At 74.8% G+C, this 16,848-nt stretch carries 12 protein-coding genes; 10 read left to right on the top strand and 2 right to left on the bottom strand.

Annotation, left to right across the window (positions count from 1 at the left end):
- Positions 1-265: 265 nt before the first annotated feature.
- Positions 266-424 carry a hypothetical protein gene (locus EKG83_RS32075; RefSeq protein ID WP_153278586.1) on the top strand — a complete coding sequence of 53 codons (159 nt, stop codon included), beginning with the start codon at positions 266-268 and terminating at the stop codon, positions 422-424.
- Positions 425-614: 190 nt separating this feature from the next.
- Here the strand turns inward: EKG83_RS32075 and EKG83_RS32070 are convergent, their stop codons facing one another.
- Positions 615-1,967, bottom strand: coding sequence for a COG1470 family protein (locus EKG83_RS32070; protein ID WP_033435635.1), 1,353 nt, complete (start codon positions 1,965-1,967; stop codon positions 615-617).
- A gap of 116 nt (positions 1,968-2,083) precedes the next feature.
- Here EKG83_RS32070 and EKG83_RS32065 point away from each other — a divergent pair, with 116 nt between their 5' ends.
- The 5 genes from EKG83_RS32065 (at position 2,084) to EKG83_RS47185 (ending at position 11,360) form a co-directional block, all read left to right on the top strand.
- On the top strand, positions 2,084-2,758 hold the full coding sequence (locus tag EKG83_RS32065; protein ID WP_051767014.1) for a helix-turn-helix transcriptional regulator: 675 nt from the start codon (positions 2,084-2,086) through the stop codon (positions 2,756-2,758).
- Between the two features lie 407 nt (positions 2,759-3,165).
- Positions 3,166-6,201 (top strand): DUF11 domain-containing protein, encoded by a 3,036-nt coding sequence (locus EKG83_RS32060; protein WP_051767088.1) that lies wholly within the window; start codon positions 3,166-3,168, stop codon positions 6,199-6,201.
- Positions 6,202-6,220: 19 nt separating this feature from the next.
- Complete coding sequence (locus tag EKG83_RS32055) at positions 6,221-6,910, top strand: DUF4255 domain-containing protein (RefSeq protein WP_033435977.1); 690 nt, start codon at positions 6,221-6,223, stop codon at positions 6,908-6,910.
- Between the two features lie 175 nt (positions 6,911-7,085).
- Positions 7,086-9,344: an ATP-binding protein gene (locus EKG83_RS32050; protein WP_407690798.1), complete on the top strand. Its 2,259-nt coding sequence runs from the start codon at positions 7,086-7,088 to the stop codon at positions 9,342-9,344.
- 27 nt (positions 9,345-9,371) lie between these two features.
- Positions 9,372-11,360 (top strand): eCIS core domain-containing protein, encoded by a 1,989-nt coding sequence (locus tag EKG83_RS47185; RefSeq protein ID WP_063741591.1) that lies wholly within the window; start codon positions 9,372-9,374, stop codon positions 11,358-11,360.
- Between the two features lie 57 nt (positions 11,361-11,417).
- Here the strand turns inward: EKG83_RS47185 and EKG83_RS32040 are convergent, their stop codons facing one another.
- Complete coding sequence (locus EKG83_RS32040) at positions 11,418-13,136, bottom strand: eCIS core domain-containing protein (RefSeq protein WP_153278585.1); 1,719 nt, start codon at positions 13,134-13,136, stop codon at positions 11,418-11,420.
- Positions 13,137-13,439: 303 nt separating this feature from the next.
- Between EKG83_RS32040 and EKG83_RS32035 the strand changes: the two genes are divergently transcribed.
- The 4 genes from EKG83_RS32035 to EKG83_RS47180 are packed head-to-tail and all read left to right on the top strand — an operon-like array spanning position 13,440 to position 16,057.
- Positions 13,440-14,963: a phage tail sheath family protein gene (locus EKG83_RS32035; protein ID WP_033435976.1), complete on the top strand. Its 1,524-nt coding sequence runs from the start codon at positions 13,440-13,442 to the stop codon at positions 14,961-14,963.
- Between the two features lie 40 nt (positions 14,964-15,003).
- A complete protein-coding gene (locus tag EKG83_RS32030; protein WP_033435975.1) occupies positions 15,004-15,444 on the top strand; it encodes a phage tail protein in 441 nt (146 codons plus the stop codon).
- On the top strand, positions 15,441-15,902 hold the full coding sequence (locus EKG83_RS32025) for a hypothetical protein (RefSeq protein WP_033435974.1): 462 nt from the start codon (positions 15,441-15,443) through the stop codon (positions 15,900-15,902). Before EKG83_RS32030 ends, EKG83_RS32025 begins: the two co-directional genes overlap by 4 nt.
- On the top strand, positions 15,899-16,057 hold the full coding sequence (locus EKG83_RS47180) for a DUF6760 family protein (protein WP_170191991.1): 159 nt from the start codon (positions 15,899-15,901) through the stop codon (positions 16,055-16,057). Before EKG83_RS32025 ends, EKG83_RS47180 begins: the two co-directional genes overlap by 4 nt.
- Positions 16,058-16,848 lie beyond the last annotated feature (791 nt).

The raw sequence follows: 16,848 nt of genomic DNA, 5'->3' as shown, positions 1-16,848 counted from the left end.
CCCGGGAAGCAGGACGCCCACACCGCCCCGCCTCGCACACCCGGCCGCGGGCAGGTCGGGGGCGAGCGGGTCCGGGCGGCGGTCGGGCAGGCGCCACAGCACCGCCGCGTCGTCGCCCGCCGCTCCCACTCCGCCTCCGGCGCACCACAGGCACGCGCGCGGGCCGGCGTCACGGCCGGCGACGGCGGCCGGCGCCCACCGGCGGCCTGCGACAGCGCGGGCAGCACGGCGGTGCACTTCGCGATGTCCCGCTGGGGCCTACCACGTGCGGCTCGTGCGACAGCCGCTGTCCGCCGACGTCATCCAGCAGGGCGGGTTCGAACGCCCGGCGGCGCACGCCGAGGTCTTCGCGGGGCTGTGGGCGGTTCAGGGCAGGGACACCCGGGCGCAGGCCGACGACCTGCTGCCCGAACCCGTCGGCTGATCCGGCCGCGCGGCAACACCGCAGAGGGGAAGAACGCCATGCGCACGAAGAAGGTCATCGGGGTGGGCGCCGCACTGGCGCCGACCGGGGCGCTGATCAGGCTGCCGGTCGGTGCCACGAGCGCCGCGAGCGCCGCGAGCGCCACGAGCGCGGGGGCCCGTTCCGCCGGGGCGGGCCCCTCCTCAGGCGGTCATCGCGGCAGGTCCGCCAGCGCACCGCTGACGTTGAGCAGTTGCAGGCAGTTCGGTGCCTGCCTGCCGCTGGCCGGCGTGCCCGGCCGGGCGCAGTCGACGGTCGCGCTGACCGTGGCGTTCTCGGGGACGTCGATCGGCGTCACCCAGTGGTAGTCCTGGTTGCGGAAGGTCTCCAGCGCGATGGTGGTGATGGTGCGCTCGCCGAAGGCGATGGTCAGCACGCCCTCGTCCCCCTGGTGGTTGGCCAGCACGAGGTCGGTGATGCGGAAGACCTTCCCGGCGGGCACGACGTAGCTGCCGGTGCCCTGGTCGCCGGTGTTGGTGCGGACCTCGATCGTGCTGGAGCTCTGCTCGCCGCCGCCCACCGCGTTGCCCTGCCCCGGCTGCCCCTGTCCCGGCTGCCCCTGCGGCTGCTGGCCGCCCGGCTGCTGCCCGCCGGTCTGCTGACCGCCACCCGGTTCCTGGGCAGGCGGCTCCTGGGGCGTGATCCCCTCCTGCGCCTGCACGATCTCCTCGGCCCGCTCGTCGGCGGCCTCGCGCGCGGCGCTCTGCACGGCCGGGCGCACCAGCGTCAGCCACAGCAGCAGCAACGCCAGCAGCAGCGCCAGCAGGGCGAGCAGCCACTTGGGGAACACCGGGAGCTGGACCAGTTCCCCGTCCAGCTCCTCGGTCTCCACGGCCTCGGTCGCGGCGGTACCCACGGCGGTCCCGGCGGTGATCGGTGCGGTGGTCGGGGCGGCTTCGCGGATGGCGGTGTTCGAGGTCAGCCGCACCGGCCAGCTCACCGGCGCGCCGAACCACAGCACCTTGGCGATCCGCACCCGCACCGGCACCTCGGCCCGGACCCCGGGCTCGACGACCACCGGCCCGTCGGCGACGGTGGTGCGCAACTGGTCGTCGGCCTCCGCCGCGACCAGGGACACCGCGACCGGTGCGTTGCCCTCGTTGTCCACCTCGACGTGGAAACGCGCGCTGCGCCAGGCCCGCCGGCGCTCGGGCACCAGCTCGACGCGCGACTGGAGGAACGGCTCCACGACGACCGTCGTCTCGGCCACCACCGCCGTGTCCGGCCGCTCCGCGGGCAGGACCCGCACCCCCAGCGGCACCTCGCCCGCCCGCACCGCGGCCGACCGGGGCGGCCGCAGCACGACGGTCACCTCCTCGGAGGTCCCGGGGTACAGCGAGAGCCGCGCGGGCTCGACCGAGGTCCACGGTGCGCACTCGCCCACCACCTCGAACTCGTACGCCTCGACAATGTCGCTGTCGTTGCGCACCGTCAGCATGGCACTGGCCTCCGAGCCGGGCGTGACGAGCACGGTGCGGAGGCCGAATTCGGTCGTCGTGGTCACCGGTCGAACGGTAGGGACGGCCGAAGGCGTTGCGGCAGGGAGAAAAGGGCACACCGGGGGCAAACAAGTGCACCGACGACCCCCGCGCCGACCGCCGCGCCCGCCACGGGCGCACGATGACGGCACCGGACCGCTGGGGCGGCCCGATCGGCATCGAGGAGGTCGCCATGACGAGGATTCCGGTCGCCGTGTACGCCGAGGACCCGGTGCTCCGCACGGGTGTCACGCACCAGCTCCGGCCGCGCCCGGAGGTGGAGGTGCTGGACCCGCGCGAGCACGAGCGGGCCGCGGTGTCGCTGGTGGTCGTGGACGAGGTCGACCAGGCCGCGGCGCGGCTGCTGCGCCGGTTGCAGCGCTCGACGGGCACGCGCACCGGGGTCGTGGTCGGCCGGTTCGACCAGGACGCGCTGCAGACGACGATCGACTGCGGGGTGGCCGCCGTGGTGCGCCGGGGGGAGGCCGACCAGGACCGGTTGGTGGCCACCGTGGTGGCGCTGGACCGCGGGGAGGCGGTGCTGCCGGGGGATCTGCTGGGCAGGCTGCTGGACCACGTGGGCCGGTTGCAGCGCAGCGTGCTCGACCCGAACGGGCCGACGCTGTCCACTTTGACCGTTCGCGAGGCGGACATGCTGCGGTTGGTGGCGGAGGGGTTCGACACCTCGGAGATCGCGGTGAGGATGTCGTTCTCCGAGCGCACCGTGAAGAACGTGCTGCACGAGGTCACCACGCGGCTCCAACTGCGCAACCGCGCCCACGCCGTTGGTTACGTGATGCGCCACGGGCTGATCTGATCCCGCCGCCCGCGCCACCCGGCCCTGCCCTGCCCTGAGTTCGCCCCTGCTCCGCTGCCCCTGCCCCTGCCCCTGCTCCGCCCTGTCCCGCTCCGCTCCGCCCTGCCCGCCCTGCCCTGCCGCTCCGCCCTGCGCCGCCCTGCCCTGCGCCGCCCTGCCCTGCCCTGCCCGCCCTGTCCTGCCCGCCCCGCCCCATCCCGCCCTGCCCTGCCCCGCCCGAGCAGGGCAGGGCAGGGCAGGGCAGGGCAGACCCGCCGCGACCAACCCGCGTAGTCCACCCCGCGCGGCCAACCCCATTGCCCGAACAGCCCTCGAACCTTCCCGAGCCCTGCCCCACCGGACCTCCCGGGCCCCCGCCGCCCGCCGCGACGATCCCCTGCGACAGGCCCGTGACCGGAGGTGGAACCTTGTCCAGAACGGCGCGTACCCGCCGCACCCTGGCCGCGCTCGCCGCGGTCCTGGTGGCGTGCGGCGGAACCGCGGTGCTGCGCGGCCTCACCGACCCGCCGGCGGCGGCCGGTCAGCCGGGCGCACCACCACCGGTCGGCCGCATCGCCTACGCGGGCACCGAGCACCGCGGCATCGGCTTCGTCACCGACCCGCAACCCGACGTCCTCGTGCCGAGCGCACCCCTCGACGAGGGCCCGGCCCACTTCGACGACGACGCGTCCGCGCGGGGCGACCTGGTGGTGTTCACCAGCCTGCGCGACGAACCGACCCCCCAGGTGTACGTGCGCGGCGCGGACGGCGCGGTGCGCAGGCTGACCGAGGGCCAGGACGCGGGGCACCCTCAGCTCTCGCCGGACCTGCGGACCGCGGTGTTCGACTCGCGCGGCGACCTGTGGGTGGTCGGCGTCGACGGCACCGGTCCGCGGCGGCTCACCGACACCGCCGAGGACGAGTCGTGGCCGACGTTCTCCCCGGACGGCACCGAGGTCGCCTACTCGGCCGACCGCGGCGGGGACCGCGAGATCTACCGGCGGCCCGTGGCGGGCGGCCCGGAGACGCGGGTGACCGACGAGCCGGACGGCGCCGCGACCGAACCGGCGTGGAACCCGCGCGACGGCCGCATCGCCTACACGCTCCGGGTGGGTGACGTGCCGCAGGTGCGCGTGCTGACCGGCACCGGGGTCGGCACCCCACTGCTGGGCGGCGGCCAGGCCGGGTGGCGGGGGCGCTGGCCCGCCTGGCTGCCCGACGGCTCGAACCTGCTGTTCCTGAGCACCGACCAGGTCTGCGGCTGCACGGCCGACCCGAACGCGGACAAGGTCTACCGGGCCGACACCGCGCCGGGCGTGCCGGTCACCGCCGCGCCCGACCTGCTGCTGGCCGAGGACCGCCGGCTCGGGTCGCCGACCTGGCAGACGACCGGGCCGCGGCTGCTGGTGTCCCGCACCAGCGCGCCCACCCGGTCCACCGCCACCCTCCAGGACATCCGCCCCGACGGGTCCGACCCGCGCGACCTGGGCGTGACCGTGCTGCGCGAGGACCCCGAGGCGATCAACGACCCCACCCTGCTGTTCCACCCCAGGCCCGGCTACGACCCGTGGGCGCACCGCCAGTCCTACTCGCCGGACGGGCGGCAGATCCTGCTGAGCCGGTTCGAGGACGAGGCCGGCCTGCGGGTGCAGCGGCTGTGGCTGGTGGACGCCGACGGCGGCAACCCGCGGCTGGTGCCGGTGGCCGACCGGCAGCCCGGCGACTGGGAGTTCGACGCGGGCTTCTCGCCCGACGGGCGGTTCATCGCCTTCGCGCGCCGCTCGCCCGGCGGGGTGCGGCCCGCGGGCAGCGACAGCCGGGTCGTGGTGATCGAGGCCGACACCGGCGCCGTGGCCGGTGTGCTGCGCCCGCCGCCGGAGTTCGCCGACCAGGAGGACACCCAGCCGGCCTGGTCGCCCGACGGGACCACGCTCGTGTTCACCCGCGGGATCATCACCGACGGGCCGACCGGCGAGGTCCGCGACAACCACATCTGGACCGCGCGGGCCGACGGCCTCGACCGGCAGCGCGACCTGAGCGCGCTGGTGTGCGGCTTCGACTGCGCGGTGACCGACGACAGCGCGGCGTTCAGCCCGGACGGGCGCGAGCTGGTGTTCAACCGGGAGAACGACGGCCTGCTGCGCGTGTCCCTGCCCGACTCGCGGTGCGAGGTCCTGCTGGGCGGCGGTTCGTGCGCGGCACCCGTCATCGCGCCGCCGCAGGGGCCGTTCCAGCCCCGTGACGCCGCGTTCGCCCCGGACGGCCGGCTGGTGCTGACCACGCGGCGGCAGGGCGACGCCCGGTCGCCGGAGGAGCTGGCCGTGCTCGACCCGGCGGGCGGGGGCCTGACCCGGATCGCCACCCGCCTGCCCGGCAGGCAGAAGGAACCCGCCTGGCAGCAGTCGGTGGACCTCGCGGTGACCGCGCCGCCGACCGCGTCGGTCGTCGAGGGCGCGACCACCTCGGTGACCGCCACGGTGGTCAACCGCGGTCCGGCGGCCTCGCCGGGCACCGCGCTGACCGTGGCCGTGCCCGCCGGGCTGCGGCTGGTCGGGCTGCGCGGCACCGGGTGCGCGGCCGGGGAGCCGCGCTGCGACCTCGGCGTGCTGCCGCCCGCCGTGCCGGTCGAGGTGGTGGCCGACGTGGTGGGCGTGGTGCCGGGTGAGCACCGGCTGGAGTGGTCGGTCACCGGCGCGGTGCTCGACGCGCTGCCGTCGGACAACGCGGACGACACCGCGGTCACCGTCGGCGAACCGCCCGTGACCACGACGCCGCCGACCACCACGACCCCCGAACCCCCGCCGCCACCCGCCCCGCCGTCGGCGGGCCCGGCGCTGACCGTCGTGGTCCAGCCCAACCCGTCCTACGTGGGCGGCCGGGCGGTCGCGACCTACACCGTGCGCAACGGCGGCGGCGCGTTGGCCACCGGCCTGCGCCTGGACCTCCAGCTGCCCGCGCGGGTGCCCGTGACGAGCCTGCCGGCGGGCTGCGCGGCGACCGGCTGCGCGCTGCCCGACCTCGCGGTGGGCGCCACGCAGGTCGTGCAGGTGGTGTTCGCGCCGAACGCGGCCGTGCGGACCGAGGTGCGCGGCGCGCTGCGCACCACCGGCACCGACGCCAACCCGAACGACAACGCCGCGACCGCGCCGATGACCGTGCTCCAGCCGAGGATCGTGGCCGTGCCGCCGATCGGCAAGCCCGGGTTCGTCACCTCGGTGCGCGGCCAGGACTTCCCGCCCGGCGCCCCGGTCGTGCTGACCTGGGACCCCGGCATCACCGCGGCCGCCGCGCCGACCGTCCCGCGCGCGGACGGCCGGTTCACCGCGCAGCTGCTGATCCTGGCCAAGGACCAGACCGGCCCGCGCGAGATCACCGCGAGCGGCCCCGGGTTCGGCCCGGTGTCCACGCCGTTCCTGGTGGTGCCCGGTTCGATCGGGCCGCCCGACATGGTGGCCCGCCGATGACCACGACGAGGAGGCAGCCGTGATCCACGAGGTGGACGAGGCGATCCGGCGGATGCTGACCGCCGCGGGCGTGCCGGGCGGCGGTGGTGAGCTGTCGTTCGAGGCGCCGACCAAGGACTGGTCCGCGCGGCGCAACGCGCCCACGGTCAACGTGTTCCTGCACGACATCCGCGAGGACGTGATGCGGCGCCACGCGGGCGGCGCGGAGGTCTACGACGACGAGGGCGTGATGACCGGGTGGCGCGGCCCGGCGCGGTGGTTCGAGCTGGCCTACCTGGTGACCGCGTGGACCAACCGGCCGCAGGACGAGCACCGGTTGCTGGCGGAGGTGCTGGCGTGCCTGGTGCGGGTGGAGCGGATGGCCAACGAGTGGCTGACCGGGACGCTGGCGGAGCTGGGGCTCGGGGTCGTGCTGAACTCGGCCCAGCCGCCGGACGGGCGGGCGACCTCGGAGATGTGGTCGGCGCTGGGCGGTGAGCTGAAGCCGTCCATCGACCTCAAGGTCATCGCGCCGCTGGCGGGCGAGTGGACGCCGGCCGGGCCGCCGGTCACCGAGGGCGTGGTGCTGGAGGCGGCGGGCCAGGCGGGCGAACGCGCCCGGCGGCTGCGGTACGAGGGCCCGACGACCGCGGAGGGCGACGGGTTCGCGCCGCCCAGGGCCCGGCCCGCGCCGGGGCCTCGGCGACGACGTGGTGGGGCGATCCGGTGACCGGGGTGGTCGAGAGGGCTGGAATGGCCGGAATGGCGGGGCTGGTCGGGCCGGCGGGGCTGATTCGGCGGGCCGGGCCGGCCGGGCCGGCTGAGCTGGTCAGGCCGGCGGGGCTGGTCGGGGTGTCCGGGGTGGTCGCGGTGATCGGGACGACCGGGGGGCTGGGGTGACCGGGGTGTCGGTGTCCGGGGTGGCCGTCGGGCCGGCGCGGGAGACCGTGTCCGCGCCGAGGACCACCGACCTGGTCTACCTGTGGGCGCGGTTGAGCGCCGTCGAGTGGCGGGTGCGGCGGGCGGTCGACGAGCGCCGAGCCGCCGACCCGTCGCCCGAGGACCCCTACCGCGGCCTCTACCTCACCCCCGAGGCGGTCCGGGACGTGCTGGCCGCGCCGCGGCAACCGCCGCTCCAGGTCCCCGAACCCGACCCCGAGCTGGACGCCCTGGCCGCGCTCGTGCCCGACCCCGGGCCCCGGCTCCTCCGGCTGGCCGCCGACTTCGGCCTGGCGCCGGTCGACCTGGAGTTCCTGCTCGTGGCGATGGCACCCGACGTGGACGCGCGCTTCGAACGGCTCTACGGCTACCTCAACGACGACGTCACGCGCCGCCGGGCGACGGTCGGCCTGGCGCTGCGGCTGTGCGGTGAGCCGGTGGCCGGGCCGGGGCGGTTCCGGTTCGCGGCGAGCGCGCCCCTGGTGGCGGGTGGGCTGGTGGAGGTGCGGGAACCGGAGGCGCCCGCGCTGTCGCGGCCGCTGCGCGTGCCCGACCGGGTGGTGGCGCACCTGCTCGGCGACGACGCCCTCGATCCGGCGATCGGGGGATTCGCGCGCCTCGTGCCCGGGAACGGCACCCCGGTGGCGGAACCGCCCGGACGACTCGACGTGCGCGGGCCCGAACAGCCCGGCGCGCGTCGGCCCGAACAGCCCGGCGCGCGTCGGCCCGAACAACCCGGCGCCGGCCTGCCCGCCCCCCTCGGCGCCGCACCGCCCGACCCCCTCGGCGCCGGCCTGCCCGGACACCCCGACCTCCCCCTCCCCGAACGCCTCGGCGCGGCCCTCCGGGCCGGCCTGGGCCCGATCCACCTCCGCGACACCGGAGGCGACACCGGCGGCGACGCGGCCTCGACGGCCCTCGCCGCGCTCACCGCCGCCGGCCGGGACGCCCTGGTGATCGACGTGGCGGCCCTGGTCGACCAGGAGCACCCCGACCTGTCCGCGGTGGTGCGCGAAGCACGCCTGCGCGGCGCGGGCGTCGTCCTCGGCCCGCTGGAAACCCTGCCCCCCGCCCGCACCCGGCTGCTGCGCGAACTCGTCGCCCTCACCGCCGACCTGCCGACGATCCTGCACGGCACCCGGCACTGGGACCCGAGGTGGACCGCGCACCCCGTCCTCTCCCTGCCGGTCCACGCGCCGCTGCCCGCCGAGCGGGCCGCGTGGTGGACCCGGGCCCTGGGCGGCGAACCGGCCTTCCTGCCGGACCTGGCCGGCTACCGGCTGGGCGCCGAGGAGGTCGACCGGGCGGTGACCGTCGCCACCCGCCTGGCCGCGGTGGAGGGGCGGCCGGTGGGGCTGGCGCACGTGCGGGCCGGGGTGCGGGCGCGCAACGGGGCCGGGCTGGACCGCCTGGCCCGGCGGATCGTGCCGGCCGTCGGCTGGGACGACGTGGTGCTGCCCGAGCAGACCAGGGACCAGCTCGCCGAGCTGGTGGTGCGGGCCCGGCACCGCGAACGGGTGCTGGGCGAGTGGCGGATGCGCCCCGGCGGCGGGCGCGGGCGCGGTGTGGTGGCGTTGTTCGCGGGCGAGTCGGGCACCGGCAAGACCATGTCCGCGGAGGTCGTCGCGGCCGAGGTCGGCATGGACCTGTACGTGGTGGACCTGTCGACGGTGGTGGACAAGTACGTCGGCGAGACGGAGAAGAACCTGGAGCGGATCTTCACCGAGGCGGCCGGCGTGCACGGGGTGCTGCTGTTCGACGAGGCCGACGCCGTGTTCGGCAAGCGGTCGGAGGTGCAGAGCGCGCACGACCGGTACGCCAACGTCGAGTCCGCCTACCTGCTGCAGCGCATGGAGTCCTTCGACGGCATCGCGGTGCTCACCACCAACCTCCGGTCCAACGTGGACGAGGCTTTCACCCGCCGGATCGACGTGATCGCGGACTTCCCGGTGCCCGACGCCGAGCAGCGCCTGGCGCTGTGGGACCGCTGCCTCGGCCCGGCCCTGCCCCGGGCCGAGGACGTGGACCTGGCGTTCTGCGCGGAGCGCTTCGAGCTGGCGGGCGGCTCGATCCGCGCGTGCGCGGTGACCGCGGCGTACCGGGCCGCCGCCGACGACCGCCCGGTGACGATGGCCGACGTGGTGACGTCGGTGTACCAGGAGTACCGCAAGCTCGGGCGGCTCGTGCTGGCGAGCGAGTTCGGCCCGTGGCTACCGCAGCAGTGACCGGCCGTCGCCGCACAGGAGGCAGCAATGCACGACCACGAGCACGACGAGGACCGCGGGCGCCGCGACCGGCCGCCCGTCACCGAGGAGCGGGTCGGGACCGCGGCCGGCGAGGTGGTGAGGTTGCAGCGCCTGATCGGCAACACCGCCGTCACCGGCGCGATCCGGCGCGGCTCGGGGGTCGGCGGCGTGCCGGGCGGCGGGAAACCGCTCGACGCGGCGCTGCGGCGGGAGGTGGAGGGCGAGCTGGGCGCGGACTTCTCCGGCGTGCGGCTGCACACCGGGCCGGACGCGCGGGAGTCGGCCGGTGAGTTCGGCGCCCGCGCCTACACGTCGGGCGACCACGTCGTGGTCGGGGAGGACGACGTGGACCGGCACACGCTCATCCACGAGCTGACGCACGTGCTCCAGCAGCGGCAGGGCCCGGTCGCGGGCACCGACCGCGGCGACGGGGTGCGGGTCAGCGACCCGTCGGACCGGTTCGAGCGCGCGGCCGAGGAGAACGCCACCCGCGTCATGCGCGGCGACACCGCCACGACCCGGGGCGACGCGGCCACGACCCACGCCGGTGATGCGCCCGCCACCCCGGCCGTGCAGCGGACGCTCCTGGTCGGCGGGCAGGACCTCACCCCGGGGCAGGGCGGCAACACGCAGTCGGCGATGCAGGTGTGGCAGCAGGTCATCGCCCTGCCCGCGTTCCAGGCCCGCAGCGATGACGACAAGGGCGCGATGATGCGGCAGTTCCGCAAGTGGGTGACCGATCAACCCGCGCCCGGGCAGAACCCCAGCCCGTCGGTCTGGGGGCACAAGAAGCAGCGCCGCTCGTACGAGCGGGTGGAGGACCTGGAGGCCGCCCTGCACGGCTGGGTGGCCGCGAAGCCGGAGCGCCACGAGGAGAAGGAGTACGCCGAGGTCATCGTCCAGGACCCCGAGGTGGACCTGCGGCTCAACAGCGTCCTGTACCGCGTCGCCCAGAAGATCGACGAGCTGGCCGAGAGCGGCGGCGAGGGGCTGGCCGCCAAGCGGGATGCCATCCTGGCCGAACTCCGGGAGGGCACGACCACGGGACCGCACGGGGGCGACTACAGCGTGCCGACCCAGCGGCCCCGGGGCTGGTACCAGTACTACCTCACCTCGCGGGGCAGGGAGCGGGACGACTACCTCAACACCCTGCCCGGCATCAACCAGGGCGTCCACCACGTCCTGGAGAACCCGGAGGAGTACACCTTCCTGGACAAGGTGGTGGTCCTGCACGACCTGATGGAGTACTTCGGCGAGCAGCGGCCCTGGAACCCGCCCGGGGCGGGCACCGGCCTGCTGCCCGACCCGGGAGCGGGGGCGTCCCTGGCCACCACGGGCATCGTGGGCGGGGTCCGGACCACCACCACCCACCGCGGCCGGGTGGCGGGCTTCGCGAGCACCCGGGACGAGCAGGAGGACAGCACCAGGTTCGCCCGGCAGCACAACCTCCCGGTGTGGTCCGGCTCGTCGCACACCACGGTCCACCTGCTGAACCTGGCGCGCTGGGCGGGCGCCTCGGTGGAGGAGATGACCGCGGTGGCGCACGGCATCTTCGCGTTCTGGCGCCTGCTGTACGACCACACGTCGACGATGGCCCCGCACACCCTGCACGAGGTCATGGACATGGCCCGGAACTTCGGGGTGCCCTACGACCCGCTCAACCGGTACGAGGGGCTGGACCACGAGGACGTGGCGGCCGAGCACGCCTCGATCCGCGACGACCTGGAGGCGCGGATCGGGCAGCTGGAGGAGCACCTGAGCGCGCTGGTGGCGGGCCTCGACGAGGACGACCCGGACGTCGACGCCTTCAGCAGGAGGTACGAGGAGGCGCTGGCGGCGGTCGAGAGCTTCGTCGGCGACTTCGAGCGGGCCGCGGACGACAACGAACGGCGACGCGTGCTCATGCGGGCGATGCGCGCCCTGTCGTACATGCAGCGGGGCGCCAGGGAGCTGCGGGAGGACCTGAACAGCCGGGCCGTCCAGCAGACTTCGTAGCCCGGCGCGGTCCTCGGGCTCCCGGGCCGTTCCCCGGAACGGCCCGGGAGCCGGGCCTCACCCCCCGGGCTCGGAGTCGGAGCCGACCTCTTCGACGTTGACGAAGCCGGGCGCGTCGGACTTGAGCAGCTGTGAGTCCCAGGTGGCCGTGATGCCGGCGGCCTTCAGCTTCGCGACCATGCCGCGGGCCCTGGCCTCGACGTCCGCGTCCTTCGACGTGAACTCCGGGACGTTGGCGTTGGAGGCGTAGTTCCCGTAGAAGACACCAGGGCGGATGTCGGGGTTGTTCGGGTAGAGCAGCATGTAGCAGGTCGCGCACGGCCGCTTCGTCCCGGCCATGACCTCCGGCAGGCTGTTGTCGAGGTGCATGTGGATGCGGCGCTCGGCGTGCAGGCCCGGCACGCCCCTGTCCGCCACCTCCACGTTCCGGATGGCCCTCAGGACCTGCCCGTAGTGCTCGACACCGTTCGCGATCGCCTCGGTGAGCTGCCGGTGGTGCCGTTCGAGCCGGTTGTCGACCGGCTCCTGGGCCGCGGGCACGCCCGTCCTGGGCCAGACCTGGTCGCGGTTCTTCTTCGCCATCGCCGCGAGCAACCCGGTCATGTCGCCACCCTCGCGGCGCACCAGGCGGTTCAGGTTCTCGGCCGAGGGGCGGTCGTTGGCGGAGAGGACCATCCGCGCGCCGGTGACGCCCGCCTGCACCTCGACCGGGTTGGACCTGGGCAGCCCGCGCGTGGTGTCGCCGTTCTGGAGGTACACCTTGACCACGCTGGAGATCCACCTGAGCGCCTGCGTCGCCGGCTGCTCCTCGAACGTGCGCGGTGCGGCGTGCCGGTGCTGCACGGCACCCTGCTCGGTCCGCACCGGCAGCGTCGCCTTGAACTCCTTGCGGCCGTTGCGGTCCGTCTTGCCGTAGTTGACCGACCACGGCGGGTCCTGCCGGCGCAGCTCCAGGACGAGCGCGTCGATGAACCTGTTGTAGTTCCGCACCTCGGTCTCACCGGCGTGCGCGGAGGCGGACGCCTGGCTCGACGCCCGTTCCGCGTGCGACTGCCGCGCCTGCTCCTCGACCGCCGCGATCTGCTCGCCGCTCATCCCGCTGAACGGGTCGTCGAGCTGGTCGAACATGTCGTCGTCCGCCATCTCGACGTCCGAGGCGCGTTGGACCTCGACGCCGGTGTGCGCGTGCCCGTCCCCCGGTGCGTGCCGGTGCGGTCCGGGTGCCGGTGCCGGGCCGGCCATGGCGCGGGTGGCGACCGCCTCGGCCTCGCGCTCGAAGCGGTCGGACGGGTCGGAGACCTGGTAGCCGTGCCCGGTGTCGGTGCCCGCGACGGGACCGCTGCGCTGCTGGACCACGTGGGCCAGCTCGTGGGCGAGCGTGTGCGGGTCGTCGCCGTCTTCGCCGATGACCACGTGGTTGCCCGCCGTGTAGGCCCGCGCCCTGAACTGGGCGGCCGAGTCGCGCGCGGCGGCGTCGTCGTGCACCCGCACCTCGGAGAAGTCCGCGTCCAGCCGGTGCTCCATGTCGGTGCGGGTGTGCTCGTCGAGCGGGCGTCCCGGACTGCTCAGCACCGCGTCCAGCGCCGACCGCTGGACCGCCTGCCGGCGGGTCACCAGGTCGGCCACGGCGGCGTTGCCCGCGCTGCGCTGCAAGCGGACCAGCGCGTCCGGTGACAACGCGTGCGGCAGCGGGGAAGAGACCCCGGCGTCGTCGGCCCGGTGCCGCGAGCGGGGATCGGGCAGCTCCTCCCGGTCCGGTGCGTCGTGTGCTCGCATCGCCACCTCCGTTCACGTCACTGGGAATTGCGACCACTCCTCGTCTACCGAGGGCCGGTCGGCGGTGGCAGGTCGCGGAGGGCACCGCGAGGGCAGACCCGTGCCCCGCCCGGCGGTCCGCGATGCGCGACGGCGCTGGTCCGGTGCCCGACCAAGGGGTGCGCTTTCGGGCAGCGGCACTGCCCCCGGCAGGGGTCCGCCGGCCCTGCCCCGGGGCAGCCGGCCGCAGCAGGCTGGGAGGTGCCAGAGCGGGAAGACAGCCAGAGCGGGAAGACAGCCAGAGCCGAAGACGGAGGAGCGACCATGCCGCAGTACCTCTCACCGGGCGTCTACGTGGAGGAGGTCCAGTCCGGGGCACGGCCGATCGAGGGCGTCGGCACCGCGGTGGCCGCCTTCGTCGGCTTCGCCGAGCAGGGGCCCTTCCACCGGCCGACCCTCGTGTCGAACTGGAACCAGTACGTGCAGATCTTCGGCGCTTTCACCGAGGACGCCTACCTGCCGCACGCCGTCTACGGCTACTTCGCCAACGGCGGCGGCGCGGCGTACGTGGTGCGCGTCGGCGGCGCCCAGGCGGGTGCCGACGCCGAACCGCCCGCGCCCGCGCCGGCCGAGCTGGGCGGCCTGCACGTCGCGGCGCTGCCCGGCGCGGGCGCGGACCTCGCGGTCGAGGTGGCCGACGCCGACGGCGAGAACCCGCCGGACGACCGCTTCAAGCTGGTGGTCAAGCAGGGCGGGAAGGTCGTGGAGACCCACGACGTCTCCACGAAGAAGAACGTCAAGAACTACGTCGTGACGCAGGTGTCGGAGCGCTCCAAGCTCATCCGCGTCACCGAGCGGTCCGGCGGGACCCTGGCGCGCCCGGACAAGCAGCAGGTCGCGCTGCCCGACACGCCCGCGCCGTCGAAGGCGCCGGCCAGGCTGGACGCCAACGAGTACCTGGGCGACCCGGACGCGCGCACCGGCGTCGGCGGCCTGGAGAGCGTCGACGAGGTCACCATGGTGGTGGCGCCGGACCTGATGAGCGCCTACCGGCGCGGCCTGATCGACCTGGAGGGCGTCAAGACCGTCCAGCTCGCGATGATCGCGCACTGCGAGCAGATGGGCGACCGGGTCGCGCTGCTCGACGCGCCGCCCGGGCTCAACGCGCAGAAGGTCCGCACCTGGCGCATGGACGAGGCGAACTACGACTCCAAGTACGCCGTGCTGTACTACCCGTGGATCAAGGTCTTCGACCCGGCCAACGGCCGCAACACCCTCGTGCCGCCCTCCGGGCACATCGCGGGCGTGTGGAGCCGCAACGACAACGAGCGCGGCGTGCACAAGGCACCCGCCAACGAGGTCATCCGCGGCGCGGTGGACCTGGAGATCACCATCAGCAAGGCCGAGCAGGACCTGCTGAACCCGATCGGCGTCAACTGCGTGCGCACCTTCCCCGGCCGCGGCATCCGGGTCTGGGGCGCCCGCACGCTGTCCTCCGACCCGGCGTGGCGCTACCTCAACGTGCGCCGGCTGTTCAACTACCTGGAGGAGTCGATCCTGCTGGGCACGCAGTGGGTGGTGTTCGAGCCCAACGACGACCGCCTGTGGGCCAGCATCCGGCGCAACATCACCGGGTTCCTCACCGAGCAGTGGCGGCGGGGCGCGCTGTTCGGCCGCACCCCCGCGGAAGCCTTCTACGTCAAGTGCGACCGGGAGAACAACCCGCGGGAGTCGATCGACCTCGGCCAGGTGGTGTGCGAGATCGGCGTGGCGCCGGTCAAGCCCGCCGAGTTCGTGATCTTCCAGCTGGCCCAGTTCTCCGACAGCACCAGCCTCGTCAGCGAATGAACCGCCCCGCGCGGGCGCGTGAACAAGAAAGGCGGCACCCATGGCAGAGGGCGATGCTCTTTCCACCCACATCTTCGGCGTCCAGCTCGGCGGGTACACCGTCGAATCCCTCCAGGAGGTCAGCGGGCTGACCGTGGAGGAGGACGTCGTCGAGGTCTCCCAGGTCACCGAGACCGGGAAGCCGGTGCTGCGCAAGCAGCCCGGCGCGCAGAAGGGCGGCGAGGTGACCCTGACCAGGGGCCTGGACCAGAGCGTCACGTTCACCACCTGGCTCAAGGAGACCCTGGAGAAGGGCGCGGTCGCCGCGGCGCGGCAGGACATCACCATCGAGGTCAAGGACACCGAGGGCAACACGGTCCGCCGCATGACGCTCTACCGCGCGTGGGCCAGCAAGTGGGAGGGCCCCTCGTTCAAGGCGGGCGAGTCCACCGCGGCCACCGAGAAGGTGACCCTCGTGTTCGAGGAGATCACGGTCGAATGAGGCGGCGGACGATCGCGCTCGACCAGCTCGACGAGCTGGTCGAGCACCGGGAGGAACCGGAGCGCCCGGCGGCGGCCCCGACGGGCGGCCTGCGCACGGAGTTCGACTTCGAGCTGCCGCGGGGCTACGTGGACCCCGAGGGCGTGGTGCACCGGCACGGCCGGATGCGCCTGGCCACGGCGCGCGACGAGCTGCGGCCCCAGATCGACCTGCGGGTCAAGGAGAACCCCGGCTACCTCAGCGTGGTGCTGCTCAGCCAGGTCATCACCCGGCTGGGCACGGTCCGCGAGGTCCACGCCGGGGTGGTCGAGCAGATGTACGCCACGGACATCGCCTTTTTGCAGGACTTCTACCGGCGGATCAACAGCGAGGGCCACACCAGGGCGGGCGTGTCCTGCCCGTCCTGCGGCACCGCGTTCGAGGTCGACCTCGCCGGTGGTCGCCTGGGGGAATCGTGACGTACGCGGCCGACCGGCTGCTCGAAGAGGTCGCGTACGTGGCCTACCACTTCCACTGGCCGCGCGAGGAGGTCCTGGGGCTGGAGCACCACGAGCGCCAGAGCTGGGTCCGCGAGATCGCGCGCATCAACACGAGGGTGAACGAGGGGAGGTGACCCGGTGGGGTTCTGGGACCGGTTGCGGCGGAGCACGCCCGTGGAGGGGAAGCAGGCGGGGGAACCGGCGGGGGGAGCGCCACGGGCCGCCGCCCCGGCGCGTGCCGCGTGGGACGGCGGGTGGCGCGCGCTGCCGCCGCTGGGCGGGGTGGTGCGGGGCGGTGGCGTGGCGGTGGGCGACGGGCTGCGGTTCCGGGACGGGCTGGCCTCGTGGCAGGACAACCGGTTGGGTGGTGAGCTGGGGCACTCGGTGAGTGCCGGCGCACCGTCCGGGGTGATCGGCGGGGTGATCGGGGCGGGGGTGGGGGAGCGGTCCCGGTACTGGGGCGGCGGGCCGCTGCTGGTGGCTTGGCGCCGGGAGGGGGAGTCGGATGTCGGGCCGGGGCCCAAGCCCGGGGCGGGTTCGGGGACAGGGACAGGGGCGGGTTCGGGAGCGGGGGCGAGGCCGGGAGCGGGGGCGAGGCCGGGAGCAGGAGCGAGGCCGGATGCGGGAGCGAGGCCGGGAGCAGGGGCGAGGCCGGGAGCGGAGGAGGGGCCGAAGGCTGGACCGGACGCGGGGCCGGTGCGGTCCGGTGGGGGGAGCGGGGCGGTCGGGGCGCAGACTCCTGCGGCGAAGACTTCTCCGAAGGTCTCCAGGACGGAAGTTGTTGCTGCGAAGAGCCCTGCGGCCAAGTCCTCCGGTGCCAGCGGGATGCCGGCGGTGCAGAGGAGCGCGACCGCCGGCGGCGCGGTGGCCGATCCGGTGTCGTCGGACCCCGGGACCACCGAGGCGGTCCGGCTTCAGCCTGTCC

The sequence above is a fragment of the Saccharothrix syringae genome, assembly GCF_009498035.1.
Taxonomy (GTDB): domain Bacteria; phylum Actinomycetota; class Actinomycetes; order Mycobacteriales; family Pseudonocardiaceae; genus Actinosynnema; species Actinosynnema syringae.
This window is presented reverse-complemented; position numbering and strand designations above follow the sequence as displayed.